Genomic DNA, 18,219 nt, shown 5'->3' on the forward strand with positions numbered 1-18,219 from the left:
TCCGCTTCCCCTTGCACTTCGTGAAACACGACGCGCGTTCAGTCCTCATCGCTCTCGCGCGCCGCTCGGATGGACAGCACCGCATACGCAACCACCAGCCCCAATTCAAACAGTGTCAGAATCAGCAGCCGGCCCATGCCCGCCGGTGCCCATGCGCCCAGGATCACCTGGCTGAGCGTCGCGATCAGCCAAAGCACTACGGCCCAGCCGGCGCCGAGCCACAGCCCCACTCCCGCAATGGGATCAATGATCGCCGCCCATATGATCGCCGCCTGTACCGATGGCGGCAGGCTTTCGAAGGAATTGGCCGCGCCATCGCCGATTCCGCAGATGATCGCCCAATGGTAGACGCCCTCGGCGAGCAAGAAGAGCGCCACCGCCCGCAGGAAGAACACCAGCCGTCGACGCCATGGCGTAAGGCGCTCCAAATGAGCGCGGGCGCTAGCGTCGATGGGATCATAATGGGTCATGCAGAGTCCGGCGTGAACGTCAGTTCATGGGCGATGGGCGCGAAATGGCCGGCGATGACGGCCGGATCGATATCCTCCAGCCGGGCCGGTTCCCAACGTGGGGCATTGTCCTTGTCGACGATCACGGCGCGCACACCTTCGTAGAAATCGTGGCCGCGCGCTACCCGGTTCACCACCCGATATTCGGCGACGAGACATTCCGCGAGGTCGAGCGCGGGCCCGCGCCGCATCTGCTCCATCGCGAGCGCAACGCTGGTGGGGCACTTGCCGCGCACAGTCGCCGCGCACTCGCGGGCGAAGGCCGCATCGTCCCCCGTGCCTGCGCCGATTTCATCCAGCCGCCCGAGAATTGCCCAGACGTCGGGCCGGCCGAACGCATCAGCGATGACGCTTTTGTGCCGGTCGAGCGGCGCCGGGCCGGGATCGCGCGCATGGGCGGCGAGGGTCTCCGCGACATCGCCGCCGGCCACCAGCGCCTCCTCGAGAGCCACAAAGCCTGCCGTAGGAACGAAATGGGTGGCGAGGCCAGCGGAGAGGGCATCCGCCGCCTTGATGCGCGCGCCGGTCAACGCGAGGTACACGCCTTTCGCGTCGGGCAGGCGCGGCAGAACATGGGTGCCGCCCACATCCGGAAACAGGCCGATGGCCACTTCGGGCATGGCGAACAGATAGCGCTCGCCCGCCACGCGATAGGGACCGTGGGCGGACAGGCCGAACCCGCCGCCCATGCAGATGCCGTCGATCAGCGCAACGTAGGGCTTGGGATAGGTGCCGATATAATGGTTGAGCTGATATTCCTCGAACCAGAAGCGCAGCGCATCGTCCACCTGCCCGACGCGCCCGTGGTCGTAGATGGCGCGAATATCGCCGCCGGCGCAAAAAGCCTTCTCGCCCGCCGCCTTGATGATGACGCGCGTCACCGCGGGGTCATGGGCCCATGCCTTCATCTGTGGGTGGATGGCGCGCACCATGGTGAGGTTCAGCGCATTGAGAGCTTTGGGGCGATTCAGGGTAATGACGCCGGCTTCCCCCCGGCGCTCCAGCAGGACGTCTGGCTCGGTGCTCACGGCGGCTCCTTAGGAGAGATGATGCGGGCGCGCGCCCGCCGGATCAGGCATCGCGAGGGTTAGACGGCGCGCCCGCGTGCGTCAACGGAAGGGTGCGAGCGGAGGCGGTCGGGGTGCGCGTCACCCGGCCGCTCGCCATCGTCTCGCCCTCGCGTGGATCTAGGCTTATAAGGAATGCCTCGCGGCCCTCAAGGCCTGCCGCACCATTGCGAGTGCCCGTCCATGTCATCTCCCGTCGCCCGTTTCCCCTCCGCCCTGCCCGCCGATCCGGCTGCTGAAAGCCTCGAGCTGGTGCAGCGCCTGCGACGCAACCGCAAATCCGGTTGGGCACGGCGGCTGGTGCGCGAGAACACGCTAACGGTCGATGACCTGATCTGGCCGGTGTTCGTGGTAGAAGGCACCGCGACGCGGACACCCATCGCCTCCATGCCTGGCGTGGATCGCCTGTCGGTAGATGAGATCGTGCGCGCCGCCGAGAGTGCCGCCAAGCTCGGAATCCCGGCGATTGCGCTGTTTCCCTATACCGAGCCTTCGCTGCGCGATCCCACCGGCAGCGAGGCGCTGAACGAGCAAAATCTCGTATGCCGCGCGTTGCGCGCCATAAAGGCCGAGGTGCCCGATATCGGCCTCATCACCGACGTCGCGCTCGATCCCTATACCAGCCACGGCCATGACGGCCTGCTCGAGGGCGAGCGCATTCTGAACGACGAGACTGTGGCGATCCTGGTGCATCAGGCGATCGTGCAGGCCCAGGCGGGAGCGGATGTGATCGCCCCGTCCGACATGATGGACGGGCGGGTCGGCGCGATCCGCTGCGGCCTCGACCGGGCCGGGTTCGAAGACGTGCAGATCATGTCCTACGCGGCGAAATACGCCTCGGCCTTCTATGGTCCGTTCCGCGACGCGATCGGCACCGCCAAGACCCTCTCCGGCGACAAGCGCACCTACCAGATGGACCCCGCCAATGGCGCCGAAGCGTTGCGCGAGGCCGCGCTCGATGTCGAGGAGGGAGCGGACATGCTCATGGTCAAGCCCGGCCTGCCCTATCTCGACATTGTCTACCGTCTCAAGCAGGCGTTCGGCCTGCCAACCTTCGCCTATCAGGTGTCCGGCGAGTACGCGATGATCGAGGGCGCGATCCGCAACGGCTGGCTCGACGGCGAGCGGGTGGTGGAGGAAAGCCTGATGGCGTTCAAGCGCGCCGGCGCGGACGGCATCCTCACCTATTTCGCGCCCCGCATGGCAGAGCGCCTCGCTGCGGGGAGATGAACACCCGCCGACATAACGCGAGGCCGGCGCCCGTTGGGCTAAGACCGCTCTGATATTGCTCTCGCGGCACCCTTATCGGGTGGCGCGCGCCTTCGGCGGCTGACAAATTTGAACGATGGGCGCATTGCGTGCGCTCCCAACGCCCGAGTCCGAGGACTGCCCATGCGCGCCGAAGCGCTCACGACCGACCTTGCGCCCCTCCCCGTCACCCTTGCGGACCTCCTGGCGGCGCGCAGCATCGTGGAAGCGGCCGTGGTGCGCACTCCCACCCTTCGCGCGCCGCGCCTCTCTGCGCTCACGGGCGCGGACGTGTGGGTGAAGTACGAAACCTTCCAGATGACCGCCTCGTTCAAGGAGCGCGGCGCGGTGGTGAAGCTGGCGCGCCTGACTCCGGAAGAGGCCCGGCGCGGCGTCGTCGCCATGTCGGCGGGCAACCATGCCCAGGCCGTCGCCTATCACGGCACGCGGCTCGGCATTTCCACCACCATCGTGATGCCCGAGAACACGCCCCAGGTGAAGGTGGCTGCCACCGAGGCGTTCGGCGCCCGCGTGGTGCTGCACGGCGAGGGCGTGGGCGATGCCGAGCTGGAGGCCTTGCGCATCGCCGCGAGCGAAGCCCGCGTCTTCGTGCATCCTTATGAAGATGCCGACGTGATCGCCGGCCAAGGCTCCATCGGCTTGGAGATGATCGAAGACGGGCCGAAGTTCGACTCGCTGATTATTCCCATCGGCGGCGGCGGCCTTATCGCGGGCGTGGCGCTGGCGGCGAAGGGCCTGTCCCCCACCACCGAGGTGGTGGGTGTAGAAGCCGCGCTCTATCCCGCCATGTGGTCCGCTTTGAACGGGGTCGCCCGGCCCTGCGGCGGCCCGACGCTCGCGGAAGGCATCGCGGTGCGCAACGTCGGACGCATGACGGCCCAGATCATCCGCGATCTCGTGTCCGACATCGTGCTGGTGGAGGAGACCACGTTGGAGCAGGCGGTGAACGCACTGCTCACCAACCAGAAGGTGCTGGCCGAAGGCGCCGGCGCGGCTGGCCTTGCCGCGATGCTGGCCCAGCCGGAGCGCTTCAAGGGCAAGACGGTTGGTTTGATGCTGTCCGGCGGCAATATCGACCCGCGAGTGCTGGCTAGCATCCTGGTGCGCGAGTTGGAGCGCGAGCAGCGCATCGTCTCCTTCCGCCTGACCATCCTCGACCGGCCGGGCATGCTCGGCATGATCACCACGCTGCTGGGCCAGCTCGGCGCCAACATCCTGGAAGTGCACCACCGCCGCACCTTCCTCGACGTACCCGCCAAAGGCACCCGGCTCGATCTGACTGTGGAAACCCGCGACGCCCTGCACGCGGAACAAATCCAGCGCGCGCTTGAAGCCGAAGGCCTCCCGGTGGAGCGGCTCGGCGCCGGCGGCACCGAATGGTGAGTCATCGCGCCTGAGCCGGAGCCCCTCGACAAGCGGAGGGCCTTGCGGCCATCCTTTGCGCATGAAGCCTCTGTTTCAGACCCTGCTGGTGCTGGCGCTCCTCATCTGCTCGGTGGGACTGCTGCTGCACCTCGCCGACGACAGGGCACACCTGTGCGATTTCGCCCTGCCGGCTGGCGGCATCGGCTGCTACCTGCGCCAATATGGCGACCTTGCCGGCGGCCTGCTGGGTGCCGCCGGGACCATTTTTGCAGGTTGGATCGCTTGGCTCGGCGTGCAGGGGCAGATCGCCAAGGGCGAGATTGCCTTCCTGCACAATCAGCGCGAGGCGACGACCGAGGCGCTCTATGGGCTGAATTTTCTCAAATCCATCCTGGACGATTGGCTGACCGCTTTTGCAGGTGCCGATGCGAACGGGCAGCCCTATCCCAACATCACAACGCTGCGCCGCGCGCAGAAGCGCGGCATGCTGGAGAAGATGAACTTCGCCCCCTCCGCCGGCACCTTCCTCGCCTGGAATCTCGCGCGCGAACTGCTGAAGCTGCGGACGGCGTTCGCACACGTCTCCGCCCCGCTTTCGGACGCTGAGATGCGCGAGGCGGAGCAATTCATCGGCGAAGCGCTGGAAAGCCTGCGGGAGACCCGGGTCCAGGTCGTCGAGAGTATTGCCCGCGAGGAGAAGAATCTCGCCGACATCAGCACACGGATCTACCGCCAGCTTACCTGAAGCGGCGCGCAGCTCAGGGAGCGACGGCAGCGCCCGCCGGGCGACGGTTGTCGTTGGCACCATAGATCGTGCCAGGCTTTGGCTTCCACAGCCGCAGCGTGTCCGCACCGAAGGCGGGCTGCTGCGCACGGGCCGGGCCAGCGTCCGGGAACTGAATCGCCTCTACAGCGCTCCACGGGCGCTGCACCACCACCTGGTGCCCCTTTTCCGCCAGCAGGCGGATGGTGTCGGGTGACAGGGCATAGGGCTCGGCAAAGAGCACGTCGGGAAGCCATTGATGGTGAATGCGCGGGGCATCCACCGCTTCCTGAAGGGTCATGCCGTGGTCGATCACATTCACCAGCGTCTGCACCACCGAGGAGATGATCCGAGACCCTCCCGGCGAGCCCAGGACGATGTAAGGCTTCCCATCGTGCACCACGATGGTCGGGCTCATGGAACTCAGCGGCCGCTTTCCCGGGGCAATGGCGTTGCGCGCACCCTGGACGAGGCCGAACGCATTGGCATTGCCGGGCTTGGCGGTGAAATCGTCCATGGTGTCGTTCAGGAAAACCCCGGTGCCCGGCGCCATCACCCGCGCACCGAAATAGGCGTTGAGGGAATAGGTTACGGCCACCGTATTGCCAGCCGCGTCGGCCACCGAATAATGCGTCGTCTCTGTTCCCTCGTGGGGCGCCGAGGAGGGATCGTCCAACGTCGAGACGGCGGCGCGGTTGAGATCTATGCGCGCCCGGATCGCGACCGCATAGTCCTTGGACAGCAAGCGCTCCAGCGGATTGGAACCGAACGCCGGATCGATGAGCACGGAATTGCGGTCGATGAAGGCCTGTCGCATGGATTCGGCCAGGATGTGCACCGTCTCCGCTGCCCCCGCGCCGGACGACGACAACGGGTAACCCTCGAGGATGTTCAAGGTCTCACAGATGGCCGCTCCGCCCGCGCTGGAGGGCGCTGCGGTGAGAATATCGTAGCCCCGATAGGTGCAGCGCAGCGGCTCTCCCACGCGCACAGCGTATTGCGCGAAATCCTGCTCTCTCAAGAGGCCGCCGCGCGCCGCGCTCGCCTCGACGATGCGGCGGGCAATCTCGCCGCGATAAAAGGCGGCCGGACCGCCGGCTGCGATGGCCGACAGGGTCGAGGCAAGGTCGCTCTGCACCAGCCTGTCGCCAGCCTTGAGCGCGGCGCCGTCCTTCAGGAAAATCTCTGCGAGGACGGGGTCGGCCCGGAAATCCTGCGTCCCGGTGGCGAGGATCGCGGCATCGCCCGCGGAGAGAATATAGCCCTCCCGCGCCAGCGCGATCGCCGGCGCCATCACCTGCGTGCGGGACATGGAGCCGAAGCGCTCCAAGGCGGCATCGAGACCCATGACCGACCCGGGAACAGCCACGGCGCGCCAGCCCTTGAGGCTCGCGTCCGGCACCACATTGCCGTTGCGATCCAGGAACATGTCGGGCGTCGCCTGCTGCGGGGCAACTTCACGGAAATCGATGAAGATCGCGGTGCCGTCAGCGCGGCGCACCACCATGTAGCCGCCTCCGCCGAGATTGCCGCAGCACGGATGCACCACGGCGAGTGCATATCCCACCGCCACCGCCGCATCCACCGCATTGCCTCCGCGCCGCAGAATGTCCGCGCCGATCTGGGCGGCGATCGCCTGCTCGCTCACCACCATGCCGTTCGGCCCCTCGACGGGCTGGGGGGAAATGGCAAGGGCCTGGCCGGACGGGCTGGACAAGAGAAGCGCAACAACGGCGACACGGCGGGCGGCGGCGGAAAAATCCATGTGCAATCCGGTCCTGAGGTAAGATCACGCTTGCGCAGCCCTTGTCGGTCGCCACATGGGCGAGGGCGTGGCAAGGTCGGCGGGTTTTGTCAGAATACAGGCGTTCAACGCCGAAGTTTGAGGCCAAGGGCCGGTTCTTGCGTCCGGAGGTGGGGCACACCACCTTATTGCGCATGGAGCGAAATGAGATGACATACACGCCCGGTGACAGCCGCCCTTATTCCGATGCCGTGCGTCCGCACGCCTTCGACCCGGTGACGCAGCCGGAATATTTCGAGGGCGTTCTCTCGCGCCGCTTGGTGGCGTTCGCTGTGGACGCGACGATGATCATCGGACCGATCGTTCTGCTGGCCATCTTCATCTTCGTGTTCGGCATCTTCACCCTGAGCCTGGGCTGGATGCTGTTTCCCCTGCTGGGACCGGCGTTCATTGTCTGGGCCATCTGTTACAATGCCCTGACCCTGGGTTCACCCGCCTCGGCCACCCTCGGCATGCGGCTGATGGAGCTGGAAATGCGCACCTGGTACGGGGCGCCCGCTTATGCCGTGCTTGGCGGTGTTCATGCGGTGGCGTTCTGGGTCTCGGTGAGCGTTTTCACACCCTTCGTGCTTCTGGTGGCATTGTTCAACAATCGCCGCCGGCTTCTGCACGATTTCCTCGTGGGCGCGGTCGTGGTGAACACGCAATCGCGGGCCGCGCTTCTGCGCCGCAGCTAAATTTCGCAAAGCGGGGCGCGCAAAATCTTTTGACCGACTCGACCCTGGGAGCGATGCTCATAAAATTCGAGGCCTGAGTGTCGTGACCGAGCACCCGCGTGACACACCGCAATTCTATCTGACCGCACCTTCGCCCTGCCCGTATCTGCCGGGCAAGGAGGAGCGGAAGGTGTTCACGCACCTTGTGGGCGAGCGCGCGACCACCCTCAATGATGTCCTCACCCAGGGGGGCTTCCGGCGCAGCCAGTCGATCGCCTATCGCCCTGCCTGCGAGGGGTGCCGCGCCTGTGTCTCCGTGCGCATTTGCGTGGACGAGTTCAAGGAGAGCCGCAGCTTCCGCCGCGTGCTCGCCGCGAATGCAGACATCGGCGGGTCTTTGCGCGAGACGGTGCCGACGTCCGAGCAATACGGCCTGTTTCGCTCCTATGTCAGCACCCGCCATGGTTCCGGCGGCATGGCCGACATGAGCGTGCTCGACTATGCCATGATGGTCGAGGACACCCATGTGCAGTCGCGCCTCGTGGAATATCGCAAGCTCGGGCCGGATACCCGCATCAACGGGCGCGGCATCGGCGATCTGTTCGCCGTCGCGCTGACCGATGTGCTCAGCGACGGCCTCTCCATGGTCTATTCCTTCTACAACCCGAACATCCCCGACCGCTCGCTCGGCACCTTCCTGATTCTGGATCACATCGCCAAGGCCCGCGCCATGGGCCTGCCTTATGTCTATCTGGGCTATTGGGTGAGCGGCTCGCGCAAGATGGACTACAAGCGCCGCTTCCTGCCGCAGGAACGCCTTTCCCCGCAGGGCTGGGAACGCGTGGAGAGCTGAACAGGCCGCGGATGCGCCCTCTCGCCTTGCAAACCCGTTCGAAAAGCCGCAAACGGCTTTAGACGAGGTCGCGACGGGAGGCGCTCGGGTGAGCCAGTTTATCAACGTCTTTCTAGCGGTGTTTGCCGCCCTTTTCCCTGTGGTGAATCCGCTGGGTGGCGCCCCCATCTTCTACCAGTTCACGCGCGGGGCCCCTCCCGCCACTCGGGCGATGATCGCCCGCAAGATCGCGACCTACGGCTTCGTCCTGCTGCTGTGCTCCATGGTGCTGGGCTCCCATATCCTCACCTTCTTCGGCATCAGCCTGCCGGTGGTGCGGGTGGGCGGCGGCATGGTGGTGGCCTTCGTCGGCTGGCAGATCCTCCACCAGGGCAATGCCCCGGCAGACCGGGAGACCGACAAGAACTCCCAGGTGGATGTGGACGTATCCCGCATCGAGGATCAGGCCTTCTACCCGCTCACCATGCCGCTGACGGTGGGACCGGGCTCGATTGCGACAGCGATTGCGCTGGGCAGCCAGGTCTCGGCGGGAACCACGTTTTCCTACACCATCGCGGCGCTTGAAGTTACGGCAGCGCTTCTTGGCCTGATTTCCATCTCGATCACCATCCTGCTGGCCTATCGCTATGCGGGCGATATCGAGCGCATCCTGGGTCCGAACGGCACCAATATTCTGGTGCGCCTGTTCGCGTTCGTGCTCCTGTGCATCGGCCTGCAGATCATGTGGACCGGCGCCAGCGAGCTTCTCAGCAGCCTGCCGATTCCGCACCAAGGCGCGAAGCTTCTGGGAGGGTGAAGCTCACTCCCCGCCGGAGAGATCCCGACGGGCCGCTTCCACCTCCTGCGCATACCGGCGCAACGCTTCCACCTCATGCAACTGGCCGAGCACGCGGCCGCTGGCGGGATCCACCACCGCCAGCAGCTCGGCATCGGCATGGCGAAACACCGCCTGGGCGTGGGTCACGTTCATCTGCGGGTGCAGCACGTCGTTTCGATGCTGCGCAAAATCGGCGATCGGGCCGTCGAGGCCTGCGGAATAGACGCGCGCCACCCGCACCATGCCGGCATATCGTCCCTCCCCATCCAGCAGGGCAACGTAACGCACCTGGCCAAGCGGAAATGCTGCCCGCAGAGCGCCCTGGGTTCCGCTTGCCGGGAATGTGGAGAGACCCTGCTCCATCAGCCGCTCCACGGTCAGTTCCCGCAGCCAGCCCACGTCATGGGCACCCCGGATGCTTTCGCCGCGCAGGTGCAGGCGCCAGGTGGAGAAGGAATAGCCGAAGGTCTCCCGCACCGTGAGCGAACAGGCGATGGCGGCGGTGAGAACGAGCCCGGAAATCGCGAGATCGCCCGTGGTCTCCAGGGTCAGAAAGGTCATGGTGAACGGCCCGCCGACAATCCCCACAGCCAGGGCCGCCATGCCCACCACGGCCGATACCACCGGGTCCACTTCAAGCCCGAGAAATGACGCCCCGCCGGCAAACAGCTTGCCCATCATCGAGCCGAGGAACAGTGCCGCCAGAAACAGGCCGCCGCGGAAGCCCGATCCCAGCGAGAGCGAGGAGGCGCAGATCTTCAGCAGGAACACGAACAGCACGGAGAGCGTGACGGCGGTGCCGACCTGGATGTGGAGGGCCCCCTCGCCGCTCGACAGGATCTGCGGGCTGTAAAGCGCCAACGCACCGACGCCGAGCCCGCCGATCGCGGGGCGCAACGGCACCGGCACGCCGCTGCTGGCAAATCCCCTCTCCACCAACGTCACGAGCCGCATGATGGCAATCGCCACAGCGGCCCCCATAAGGCCCAGCAGGATGAAGGGCGGATAATCGGCGGCGGTCAAATCCGGGAGGGGCGGCACGACGATCGGAAACGGCGTCGCGCCGAGCGCGCGTGCGGTGAGGAAGGCCAGCAGGGCCGCCGTCATCACCGGTGCAACCGCGGGAATGGCATACACGCCGATAATCAGCTCGAAGCCGTAGAAGGCGCCCGTGAGGGGCGCATGAAACGCCGCTGCAATACCACCCGCCGCGCCGCACCCGACCAGCACGCGCCATTGGCTGCGGCTGAGGTGGAACCGGGCGGCAATGGCCGAGGCCATGCCGGATCCCGCCTGGGTATAACCGGCCTCCATGCCGACGGAGGCGCCGAAACCGTTGCAAAGCATGACCTGTAGCGAAAGGATTGCGCTGTCGAGCAGCGACATGCGCCCGCCGTGAAGCGCATTGGCCTCGATCGGGTCCACCATGGGGCGTGGGCGCCAGCGCTTGATGAAAAGGCCGAGAAGGCCCAGCGCCAGCCCCCCCAAGGCCGGGATGAAATACATGTAGCTCGAGGAAAGAACCGGCAGCGGCGAGAGCATGCCGTCCGCACCGGCATCAAACAGCACGCGATGCATCCATTTGGCACCGGAGCTGATGCCGACGGCCGCTGCTCCGGAAAGGATGCCGACAATGGCCGCGAGGGCCACGAAGATCAGTTCGTCGCGCCATCGCGCGCGGCGCACCGCCCGCAGGCGAGTGCTGAACGCGGCGCTGGAGGATTTTCCGAGAGCCGCGTCCATCGTGCGTCAGCCGAACTTATTGTTGCGCGGAAAGCCCTTGGGCGGCAGGCGGCCGGAAGAGGCCCGTTCCCCTTGCCATTCCAGCAGTTCGCTCACCGTCCAGGTCCGGCCGGAGCTATCCTCCCAGGTCAGACCGTCGGCAATGGCAAATACCTTGACGTCGGAGAGGCCGCCTTCGCGATAGCGTTGCAACCGCACGCCGCGCCCGCGCACCATTTCCGGCACTTGGTTGAGCGGAAACAGCAGCAGCTTGCGATTGTCGCCGATCACCGCGACCCAATCGCCGACCGCCGGCACCACGGCGCCGGCGACGTCCGGCGGGTCCATCGAGAGCACCTGCTTGCCCTTGCGGGTGTTGGCGAGGCAATCGTCCTCCGCCACCAGGAAGCCGCGGCCCTCGCGCGAGGATACCAGCAGCTTGCGCCCGCCCTGATAGGCGAAGACGCTGACGATTTCCGCCTCCTGCTCCAGATCGATCATGAGGCGGATCGGCTCTCCGTGGCCGCGCCCGCCGGGCAGCTTGGAGACATCCAGCGTGTAGAATCGGCCGTTCGTGGCCCAGACCATGATGCGCGAGGTGGTCTCGGCGAAGAAGGCGTGGGCGAGGCTGTCGTCGCCCTTGAACTGAAGGCCGGAGAGATCCGCCACATGGCCCTTCAGCGCGCGGATCCAGCCCTTCTGCGTCACCACGATGGTGACCGGCTCGCGTTCCACCAGGGCCTCGCTGAAGGCATCCTCGTCAAACACAGGCGCGACGCCGAAGCTGGTGCGGCGGCGGCCGATGGCCGTGTCCGGCCCATAGAGTTTGTAAGTCTCGCGGATCTGCTTGCCGATCGCCTTCCACTGGGCCGGCTCGGAGCCCACGAGCTTGTTGAGCTGGTCCTGCTCCTTGCTCAGTTTGTCGTGTTCCTTGCGGATCTCCATCTCTTCCAGGCGGCGCAAGGAGCGCAGGCGCATGTTGAGAATGGCTTCCGCCTGAACATCCGTCAGCTCGAAGGTCGACATCAGGACGACCTTGGGCTCGTCCTCCTCGCGGATGATCCGGATCACCTCATCGAGATTGAGGTAGGCGATCAGATAGCCGCCGAGAACCTCCAGCCGATGCGCGATCTCGCCAAGCCGATGCCGCGAGGAGCGCAGCAGAACGTCGCGCCGGTGCGCCAGCCATTCGCGCAGCGCATCGGCGAGCGAGAGCACCTTGGGAATCTGGCCGCGCACCAGAACGTTCATGTTCAGCGAGACTCGGGCCTCAAGCTCGGTGAGCTTGAACAGGCTCGCCATCAGCACTTCTGCATCCACCGCACGGGTGCGCGGCTCCAGCACGAGGCGGATGTCCTCGGCACTCTCGTCGCGCACGTCGGCCAGCAAGGGCAGCTTCTTGTCCGTGAGCAGCTCGGCGATCTTCTCCACCAGGCGCGACTTGGGCACGCCATAGGGAATTTCCGTCACCACCACCAGATAGGTACCGCGGCCGGTATCTTCCTTGTGCCAGCGCGCCCGCACGCGGAACGACCCGCGCCCGGTGGCATAGGCTTCCGCCGCACCGACAGGATCCTCAACCAGCACGCCGCCGGTGGGAAAATCGGGACCGGGCACGAATTGCAGCAGGTCGGAAGCCGGCGCATCGGGGTGGTCCAGCAGATAAAGCGCCGCATCCAGTAGTTCGGCGGCGTTGTGTGGCGGGATCGACGTCGCCATGCCGACCGCAATGCCCTGCGAGCCGTTGGCGAGCAGGTTCGGGAAGGCCGCCGGGAGCACCACCGGCTCCTCTTCGGAGCCGTCATAGGTGGGGCGGAAATCCACCGCGTCGTCGTCGATACCGTCCAGCAGCAGGCGCGCGGTCTCGGTGAGGCGCGCCTCGGTGTATCGCATGGCGGCGGCGTTATCGCCGTCCACATTGCCGAAATTGCCCTGCCCATCCACCAGCGGGTAGCGCTGGGCGAAATCCTGGGCGAGACGCACCAATGCGTCATAGACCGCCTGGTCGCCGTGCGGGTGGAACTTGCCGATCACATCGCCCACGACGCGGGCGCATTTCTTGAAGCCGGCTTCCGGATCCAGCTTCAGCAACCGCATCGCATGAAGGATGCGGCGGTGAACCGGCTTCAGCCCGTCGCGCGCATCGGGCAGCGCACGGTGCATGATCGTGGAAAGGGCGTAGGCCAGATAGCGTTCTTCGAGCGCCGCCTTGAGCTCGACCGGCTCGATATTGCCATCGCCTGGAGGCGGAAGGGTGCGAGTAGCCATGGGATCGCACTAGCGCGCCAGAGGCCGCCGCACAAGGTGCGCCTTATCCGTGCACAGGTTTGTCACTTCACCACCGCGAGATTGCCGCAAGGCTGAACAAACGCGCCTCATCGATTAATGAGTATGAACGAGCGTTCAAAAATCATTGTCGCCATTGGCTTTTTGATTACCACGAATTAATCGGAAATATTTTTCTGGAACATAACCACGGCACTTGGACGTTTCACCTTCACCCATGCGCCGAACGGCGCCGAATGGAGCTTCAAAGGAGAAGCTAAAAATGAAACGTCTTATGATTGCTTTTTGTGGTGCAGCAGCATTGGGACTGGTTTCAATGGCTACCGGCGCCAATGCGACTCCCCTCACTCCCGCGAAGCCGCTGGGGCTCGCCCAAGCCGGCGTGCAGGCGGAAACGGTGGCTTGGCGCCGCGTATGTCGCCCAGTGACGCGCTGGGCCTATGGCCGCCGCATCGTAACGACCCGGTGCACGAACGTGTGGGTTGGCCCGCGTCGCGGCTATGGTCCGGGCCCCGGCCGTCCGGGTCCCTATTACGGCCCGCGACCCTACTGACGCGAACGTCGTCTACGGGAGGCCAGCGCGGCCTCCCGTTTTAATGCGAGGAGAAAGCTTTCCCTAGCGTCCGGCAACCGCTGGCCGCGCGGATCGAAAATACGCCGCGCCAGGAAATATCCCGTCAGAGCATAGGCCGCAGCCAGATCCTCCTCCGGAGGGGGAACGGGCCCGCCGATCAGGAAGCTCGGCAAGGGCAGCAGCCGCTCGGCATAGGGCGCGCCCGCGCTTTCAGACACGGCCCGGCCGGTGCGCGGCGATACGAACACAAGATCATTGCGTCCGCCGGTTGCAGCGCAGGCGTCCAGCTCCAGCCCAAATCCCAGTTCCGCCAGCATCGCCAGTTCGAAGCGCGCGAGGAGCACGCCGGCGGATTCTGCGTCTTCGATGGCATCCAGAATGGCCGCCAGAACCTCATAGAGGCCCGGATGGGGCTCCCGCTCGGCCAGCAGATGAAGCAGGCTGGCCATATGGCTCATGCCATACGCGGCGTGCGGCACGCGGATCATGAGATCTGTGCGAACCGTCAGCCCTTCGAGGGAATAGAGGCCCAGCTGGCTCTCGAGCCGCGCGCGCCAGACCGCACGCATCACGTTGCCGGGCTGCACGAAGGGCGCTTGCCGCTTCGACATCGCGCCGCGCACAAGACCGAGATGGCGCCCGTGTTCGCGCGTCATCAGCTCGACAACGGCACTGCTCTCTCCGTGCCGCCGCACGCTGATCACGATGCCGTCATCGGTCCATTCCACGGCGGCGTCAGTCCCCCCGGGGGAATTCCAGGCCCATTTCGCGATAACGCTCAGGGTCATCGGCCCAATTCTCGCGCACCTTCACGAAAAGAAACAGGTGCACCGGGCTCTCGACGATCTCGGAAATTTCCTTGCGGGCCTCGGTGGAGATCGCCTTGATGGCGGCACCGCCCTTGCCCAACACAATCTTCCGCTGGCTTTCCCGCTCGACGAAGATGGTCTGTTCGATACGCACCGACCCGTCGCGCAATTCCTTCCAGGAATCGGTCTCGACCGTGGAGCGATAGGGCAGTTCGTCGTGCAGGCGCAGGAACAGCTTCTCGCGCGTCACTTCCGCCGCCAGCATGCGCATGGGGGCGTCGGTGATCTGGTCCTCGGGATAGAGCCACGGCCCGTAGGGCATGGATTGCGCGAACCAGCGCTTGATGTCCTCGATGCCGTCGCCCTTGAGGGCGGAAATCAAGAACACCTTCTCGAACGGCAGGCGCTCCGTGAGCCGCGCCACCAACGCCAGCAGCGACTCGCGTTTCACGAGGTCGATCTTGTTGATGATCAGCGCACGCGGATGGCGCACCTGGCTCAAGGGCTCCAGCAGGGCCTCGATTTCCGCATCGACGCCGCGATTGGCATCCACCAGGAGCGCCACCAGATCGGCGTCCGAGGCGCTGGTCCAAGCGGTTGAAACCATCGCCCGTTCCAGACGCCGCTTCGGCGAGAAAATGCCTGGCGTGTCCACCAGGATGATCTGCGCCGGACCTTCAAGCACGATGCCGCGCACGATCGCGCGCGTGGTCTGCACCTTGTGGGAGACGATGGAGACCTTGGTCCCCACCAAAGCATTGGTGAGGGTGGACTTACCGGCGTTGGGCGCGCCGAGGAGAGCGACGAAACCGCAGCGCGTCTGTCCCTCGGCCGTGCTCGGCGGGGTGACCGCGTCGTTCATGCTTCGCTCCCGGTGGGCACGCCCTCGCGGGCGAGAAATGCGGCGGCCGCAGCCTTCTGCGCCGCCTGCTTGGATGATCCTATGGCTTCCGCTGAGGCAAGGCCAGGAAGTTCGACCCGCACCCGGAAGCTCGGCGCATGGTCCGGTCCGCTGCGCTCCACGTCGCGATAGGAAGGCGGCGGGAGGCCGCGCGCCTGGGCCCATTCCTGCAAATGGGTCTTGGCATCGCGCAGCGGCCGGCGCGGGGCCAGCAGCCGGGCACGCCAGAAGCGCTCCACCAGCGCATGGGCGGCCTCGTAGCCGCCATCAAGATAAACGGCGGCAACCACCGCCTCGGTCACGTCGGCGAGGATGGTGCGACGGCTGCGGGCGCCCGATTGGGTTTCGCCATTACCGAGCCGAATGAACGCCCCGATGTTCATGTCCTCTGCCACTTCCGCGCACGCTTCCTCGCGCACCAGATCGGCAAGGCGGCGCGACAGCTCCCCCTCCTCCGCCTGCGGAAACGCGGCATAGAGCATGTGCGACACGATCGAGCCGAGCACGTGGTCGCCGAGGAATTCCAGCCTCTGATAGGAACGCACGCGCGGCGCGTCGCCCTTGACGACGCTGATGTGCGTCAAGGCCAGCTCGATGAAGCTTTGATCCGCGAACGTATAGCCGAGATGGGCTTCGAGCGCGGACAGGTCTGACCCGACGCTACTCATCGGACCATGCTGAACAGGCGAGACCAGCGCACCGACCAGGGCCACGTCCAAACCTGCCAGGCCTGCGCGTGATCGTCGATCGAGAAGAAAATCAACTGGGCCTTCCCGATGAGATTCTCAAAGGGAACATAGCCCACCTGGCTCAGAACGCGGCTGTCCGCCGAGTTGTCGCGATTGTCGCCCATCATGAAGTAATGGCCCGCAGGCACGTTGTAGACCTGCGTGTTGTCGTAGAATCCATTGTCCACCAGATCGAGGGTTTCGTAGGAGACGCCATTCGGCAAAGTCTCCTTCCACCGCTTGATCGGAACGACGCGCCCGCTGCCATCGTCCTCGGTAATGTCCGAGAGGCGTTCGCGCTTCACGGGTACACCGTTGATGTTCAGCACGCCGTCGATCATCTGGATGGCATCGCCGGGCAGGCCGACGACACGTTTGATATAGTCGGTTTCATTATCGCGCGGCAGCTTGAACACGACCACGTCGCCGCGCGTCGGTTCAGAGCCGAAAATGCGCCCGGAGAACAGATTCGGCGAGAACGGAATGGAGAAGCGGGAATAGCCGTAGCTGAACTTCGAGACGAAGAGGTAGTCGCCGATCAGCAGCGTGTCCTTCATGGACCCCGAGGGGATATTGAAGGGCTGGAAGAGAACGGTGCGGATCACCAGCGCGATCAACAGCGCATGGATGATGACCTTAACGGTTTCGAGGAAACCGCCTTCCTTCTTGGAATCGCTGGCTGCGGTCATTGAGGGTCCGATGTATGGTTTGCTACACACAGTGCCGCAAACATTGCCCAGAAGGCGGTCGCATGGACGCGCGGCACAGCAATGTCCCGCGGCGCACGGCAGCTATAGACCGTTCAGTTCCGGGCGGCAACGCAGCCGCCATGCGCCACACGCGGGCATCGCGCAAACGTGCGCGCACGGCAAGGGTTCGGCTCATTGGGCCGCGCCTGGAGGAGCCGTCACCGGGCCGCAGCCGTGCCGAGCGGGACCGCGCTGATGATGACATAGGCGGCCGAAAGCGGCCCTTCGTCCGTCAGGCTCAATTCGATCCGCGGCTCATAACCTTCCGGCACCATCGCCGCGAGCCGGGCCGCGGCGCCCCCAGTCAGCGCCAGGGTCGGCTTGCCGGAGGGCAGATTCACCACGCCCATGTCGCGCCAGAATACGCCATGGCTCAGCCCGGTCCCCAGCGCCTTGGCGCAAGCCTCCTTGGCAGCGAAGCGTTTTGCGTAGGTCTCAACCCGGCGCATGCGCCGATCGGCCTTGGAACGCTCCAACGGGGTGAACACGCGGTCAAGGAAGCGGTCGCCGAACCGCTCGATGGAGCGCGCGATGCGCCGCGCGTCGGTGAAATCCGAGCCCATACCAAGAATCATGCGGCCTGCTCCGTTCGCAGATGCGCCCGGCCCTGCGCGATCGCATCGCGCATCCGCCGGATGACGCTTTCGAGCCCGTGAAACACGGCCTCCCCGATGATGTAATGGCCGATATTGAGTTCCACCACCTGCGGCAAGCGCGCCATCCGGCGGGCGGTCCCATAATCCAGCCCATGGCCGCCATGCACCTCCAGACCCAGATCGGCCGCTTGGACGGCGGCGGCGGCGAGACGGGCGAATTCGCTCTCGGCGTCCGCATCCTTCCCCGCCGCGCGGAGATCGCACCAGGTGCCCGTGTGCAATTCGACGATATCCGCGTTGAGCGCGCGCGCGGCCTCGATCTGCATCGGATCGGGCGCCACGAACAGGGAAATCCGAATGCCGCCGGCCTTCAGTGCGGCGATCTTCGGACCGAGATCAGCCGCCTGCCCGGCCGCGTCGAGCCCGCCCTCAGTGGTGCGCTCCTCGCGCTTTTCGGGCACCAGACAACAGGCGTGCGGCGCCGTTTTCAGCGCGATTTCCACCATCTCGTCGGTCGCCGCCATCTCGAAATTGAGCGGCAGGGCAATTTCCGCCTTCAGCCGCGCCATGTCCGCATCGCGGATATGACGGCGATCCTCGCGCAGATGGGCGGTGATGCCGTCGGCGCCGGCGGCAAGGGCGAGCGCGGCCGCGCGCACAGGATCGGGATGGCTGCCGCCACGGGCATTCCGCACCGTCGCCACATGATCGATATTCACCCCGAGCCGCACCGGACGCATGCCCTTCATTC

At 65.6% G+C, this 18,219-nt stretch carries 18 protein-coding genes; 6 read left to right on the top strand and 12 right to left on the bottom strand.

Annotated features, from left to right (window positions below; translation table 11 throughout):
• Window positions 1-38: 38 nt before the first annotated feature.
• Together V5F68_RS11425 and V5F68_RS11430 are read right to left on the bottom strand one after the other, a co-directional pair.
• The gene (locus V5F68_RS11425; protein WP_348845004.1) at window positions 39-470 is read right to left on the bottom strand and encodes a DUF6163 family protein; all 432 of its coding nucleotides are present in this window, start codon (window positions 468-470) and stop codon (window positions 39-41) included.
• A complete protein-coding gene (locus V5F68_RS11430; RefSeq protein ID WP_394014859.1) occupies window positions 467-1,537 on the bottom strand; it encodes an enoyl-CoA hydratase/isomerase family protein in 1,071 nt (356 codons plus the stop codon). The genes V5F68_RS11425 and V5F68_RS11430 overlap by 4 nt, the downstream gene beginning before the upstream one ends.
• Window positions 1,538-1,759: 222 nt before the next feature.
• Between V5F68_RS11430 and hemB the strand changes: the two genes are divergently transcribed.
• From hemB to V5F68_RS11445, 3 genes are all read left to right on the top strand, one after another.
• On the top strand, window positions 1,760-2,806 hold the full coding sequence (hemB, locus tag V5F68_RS11435; RefSeq protein ID WP_394014860.1) for a porphobilinogen synthase: 1,047 nt from the start codon (window positions 1,760-1,762) through the stop codon (window positions 2,804-2,806).
• Window positions 2,807-2,968: 162 nt separating this feature from the next.
• Window positions 2,969-4,228: a threonine ammonia-lyase gene (locus V5F68_RS11440; protein ID WP_394014861.1), complete on the top strand. Its 1,260-nt coding sequence runs from the start codon at window positions 2,969-2,971 to the stop codon at window positions 4,226-4,228.
• A 61-nt stretch (window positions 4,229-4,289) separates the two neighbouring features.
• Complete coding sequence (locus tag V5F68_RS11445; RefSeq protein WP_394014862.1) at window positions 4,290-4,955, top strand: hypothetical protein; 666 nt, start codon at window positions 4,290-4,292, stop codon at window positions 4,953-4,955.
• A gap of 13 nt (window positions 4,956-4,968) precedes the next feature.
• Here the strand turns inward: V5F68_RS11445 and ggt are convergent, their stop codons facing one another.
• A complete protein-coding gene (ggt, locus tag V5F68_RS11450; protein ID WP_394014863.1) occupies window positions 4,969-6,738 on the bottom strand; it encodes a gamma-glutamyltransferase in 1,770 nt (589 codons plus the stop codon).
• A gap of 188 nt (window positions 6,739-6,926) precedes the next feature.
• Between ggt and V5F68_RS11455 the strand changes: the two genes are divergently transcribed.
• The 3 genes from V5F68_RS11455 to V5F68_RS11465 all read left to right on the top strand — a co-directional run bounded on the left by V5F68_RS11455 (window position 6,927) and on the right by V5F68_RS11465 (window position 9,082).
• Window positions 6,927-7,454 (top strand): RDD family protein, encoded by a 528-nt coding sequence (locus V5F68_RS11455; protein ID WP_348844999.1) that lies wholly within the window; start codon window positions 6,927-6,929, stop codon window positions 7,452-7,454.
• Window positions 7,455-7,536: 82 nt separating this feature from the next.
• Entirely contained in the window at window positions 7,537-8,286 is a 750-nt protein-coding gene (locus tag V5F68_RS11460; RefSeq protein WP_394014864.1) for an arginyltransferase, read from the top strand.
• An 88-nt stretch (window positions 8,287-8,374) separates the two neighbouring features.
• Window positions 8,375-9,082, top strand: coding sequence for a MarC family protein (locus V5F68_RS11465; protein WP_394014865.1), 708 nt, complete (start codon window positions 8,375-8,377; stop codon window positions 9,080-9,082).
• 3 nt (window positions 9,083-9,085) lie between these two features.
• Here V5F68_RS11465 and V5F68_RS11470 read toward each other — a convergent pair whose 3' ends face one another.
• The 9 genes from V5F68_RS11470 to V5F68_RS11510 all read right to left on the bottom strand — a co-directional run bounded on the left by V5F68_RS11470 (window position 9,086) and on the right by V5F68_RS11510 (window position 18,217).
• Window positions 9,086-10,846: a chloride channel protein gene (locus V5F68_RS11470; protein ID WP_394014866.1), complete on the bottom strand. Its 1,761-nt coding sequence runs from the start codon at window positions 10,844-10,846 to the stop codon at window positions 9,086-9,088.
• Window positions 10,847-10,852: 6 nt separating this feature from the next.
• Window positions 10,853-13,093 carry a DNA topoisomerase IV subunit A gene (gene parC / locus V5F68_RS11475; RefSeq protein ID WP_394014867.1) on the bottom strand — a complete coding sequence of 747 codons (2,241 nt, stop codon included), beginning with the start codon at window positions 13,091-13,093 and terminating at the stop codon, window positions 10,853-10,855.
• Window positions 13,094-13,228: 135 nt separating this feature from the next.
• Window positions 13,229-13,444, bottom strand: a complete 216-nt coding sequence (locus tag V5F68_RS11480) for a hypothetical protein (RefSeq protein ID WP_394014868.1) — start codon at window positions 13,442-13,444, stop codon at window positions 13,229-13,231.
• 213 nt (window positions 13,445-13,657) lie between these two features.
• Window positions 13,658-14,413, bottom strand: a complete 756-nt coding sequence (gene recO / locus V5F68_RS11485) for a DNA repair protein RecO (RefSeq protein ID WP_394015169.1) — start codon at window positions 14,411-14,413, stop codon at window positions 13,658-13,660.
• A 7-nt stretch (window positions 14,414-14,420) separates the two neighbouring features.
• On the bottom strand, window positions 14,421-15,356 hold the full coding sequence (gene era, locus V5F68_RS11490; protein ID WP_394014869.1) for a GTPase Era: 936 nt from the start codon (window positions 15,354-15,356) through the stop codon (window positions 14,421-14,423).
• Complete coding sequence (gene rnc, locus V5F68_RS11495) at window positions 15,353-16,063, bottom strand: ribonuclease III (protein ID WP_348844991.1); 711 nt, start codon at window positions 16,061-16,063, stop codon at window positions 15,353-15,355. The genes era and rnc overlap by 4 nt, the downstream gene beginning before the upstream one ends.
• On the bottom strand, window positions 16,060-16,812 hold the full coding sequence (gene lepB / locus V5F68_RS11500) for a signal peptidase I (RefSeq protein WP_348844990.1): 753 nt from the start codon (window positions 16,810-16,812) through the stop codon (window positions 16,060-16,062). The genes rnc and lepB overlap by 4 nt, the downstream gene beginning before the upstream one ends.
• Before the next feature lie 218 nt (window positions 16,813-17,030).
• Window positions 17,031-17,447, bottom strand: a complete 417-nt coding sequence (acpS, locus tag V5F68_RS11505; protein WP_394014870.1) for a holo-ACP synthase — start codon at window positions 17,445-17,447, stop codon at window positions 17,031-17,033.
• Window positions 17,444-18,217, bottom strand: coding sequence for a pyridoxine 5'-phosphate synthase (locus V5F68_RS11510; protein ID WP_394014871.1), 774 nt, complete (start codon window positions 18,215-18,217; stop codon window positions 17,444-17,446). Before V5F68_RS11510 ends, acpS begins: the two co-directional genes overlap by 4 nt.
• Window positions 18,218-18,219: the final 2 nt, after the last annotated feature.

This window comes from Roseixanthobacter pseudopolyaromaticivorans, assembly GCF_043195145.2.
Lineage (GTDB): Bacteria > Pseudomonadota > Alphaproteobacteria > Rhizobiales > Xanthobacteraceae > NCEH01.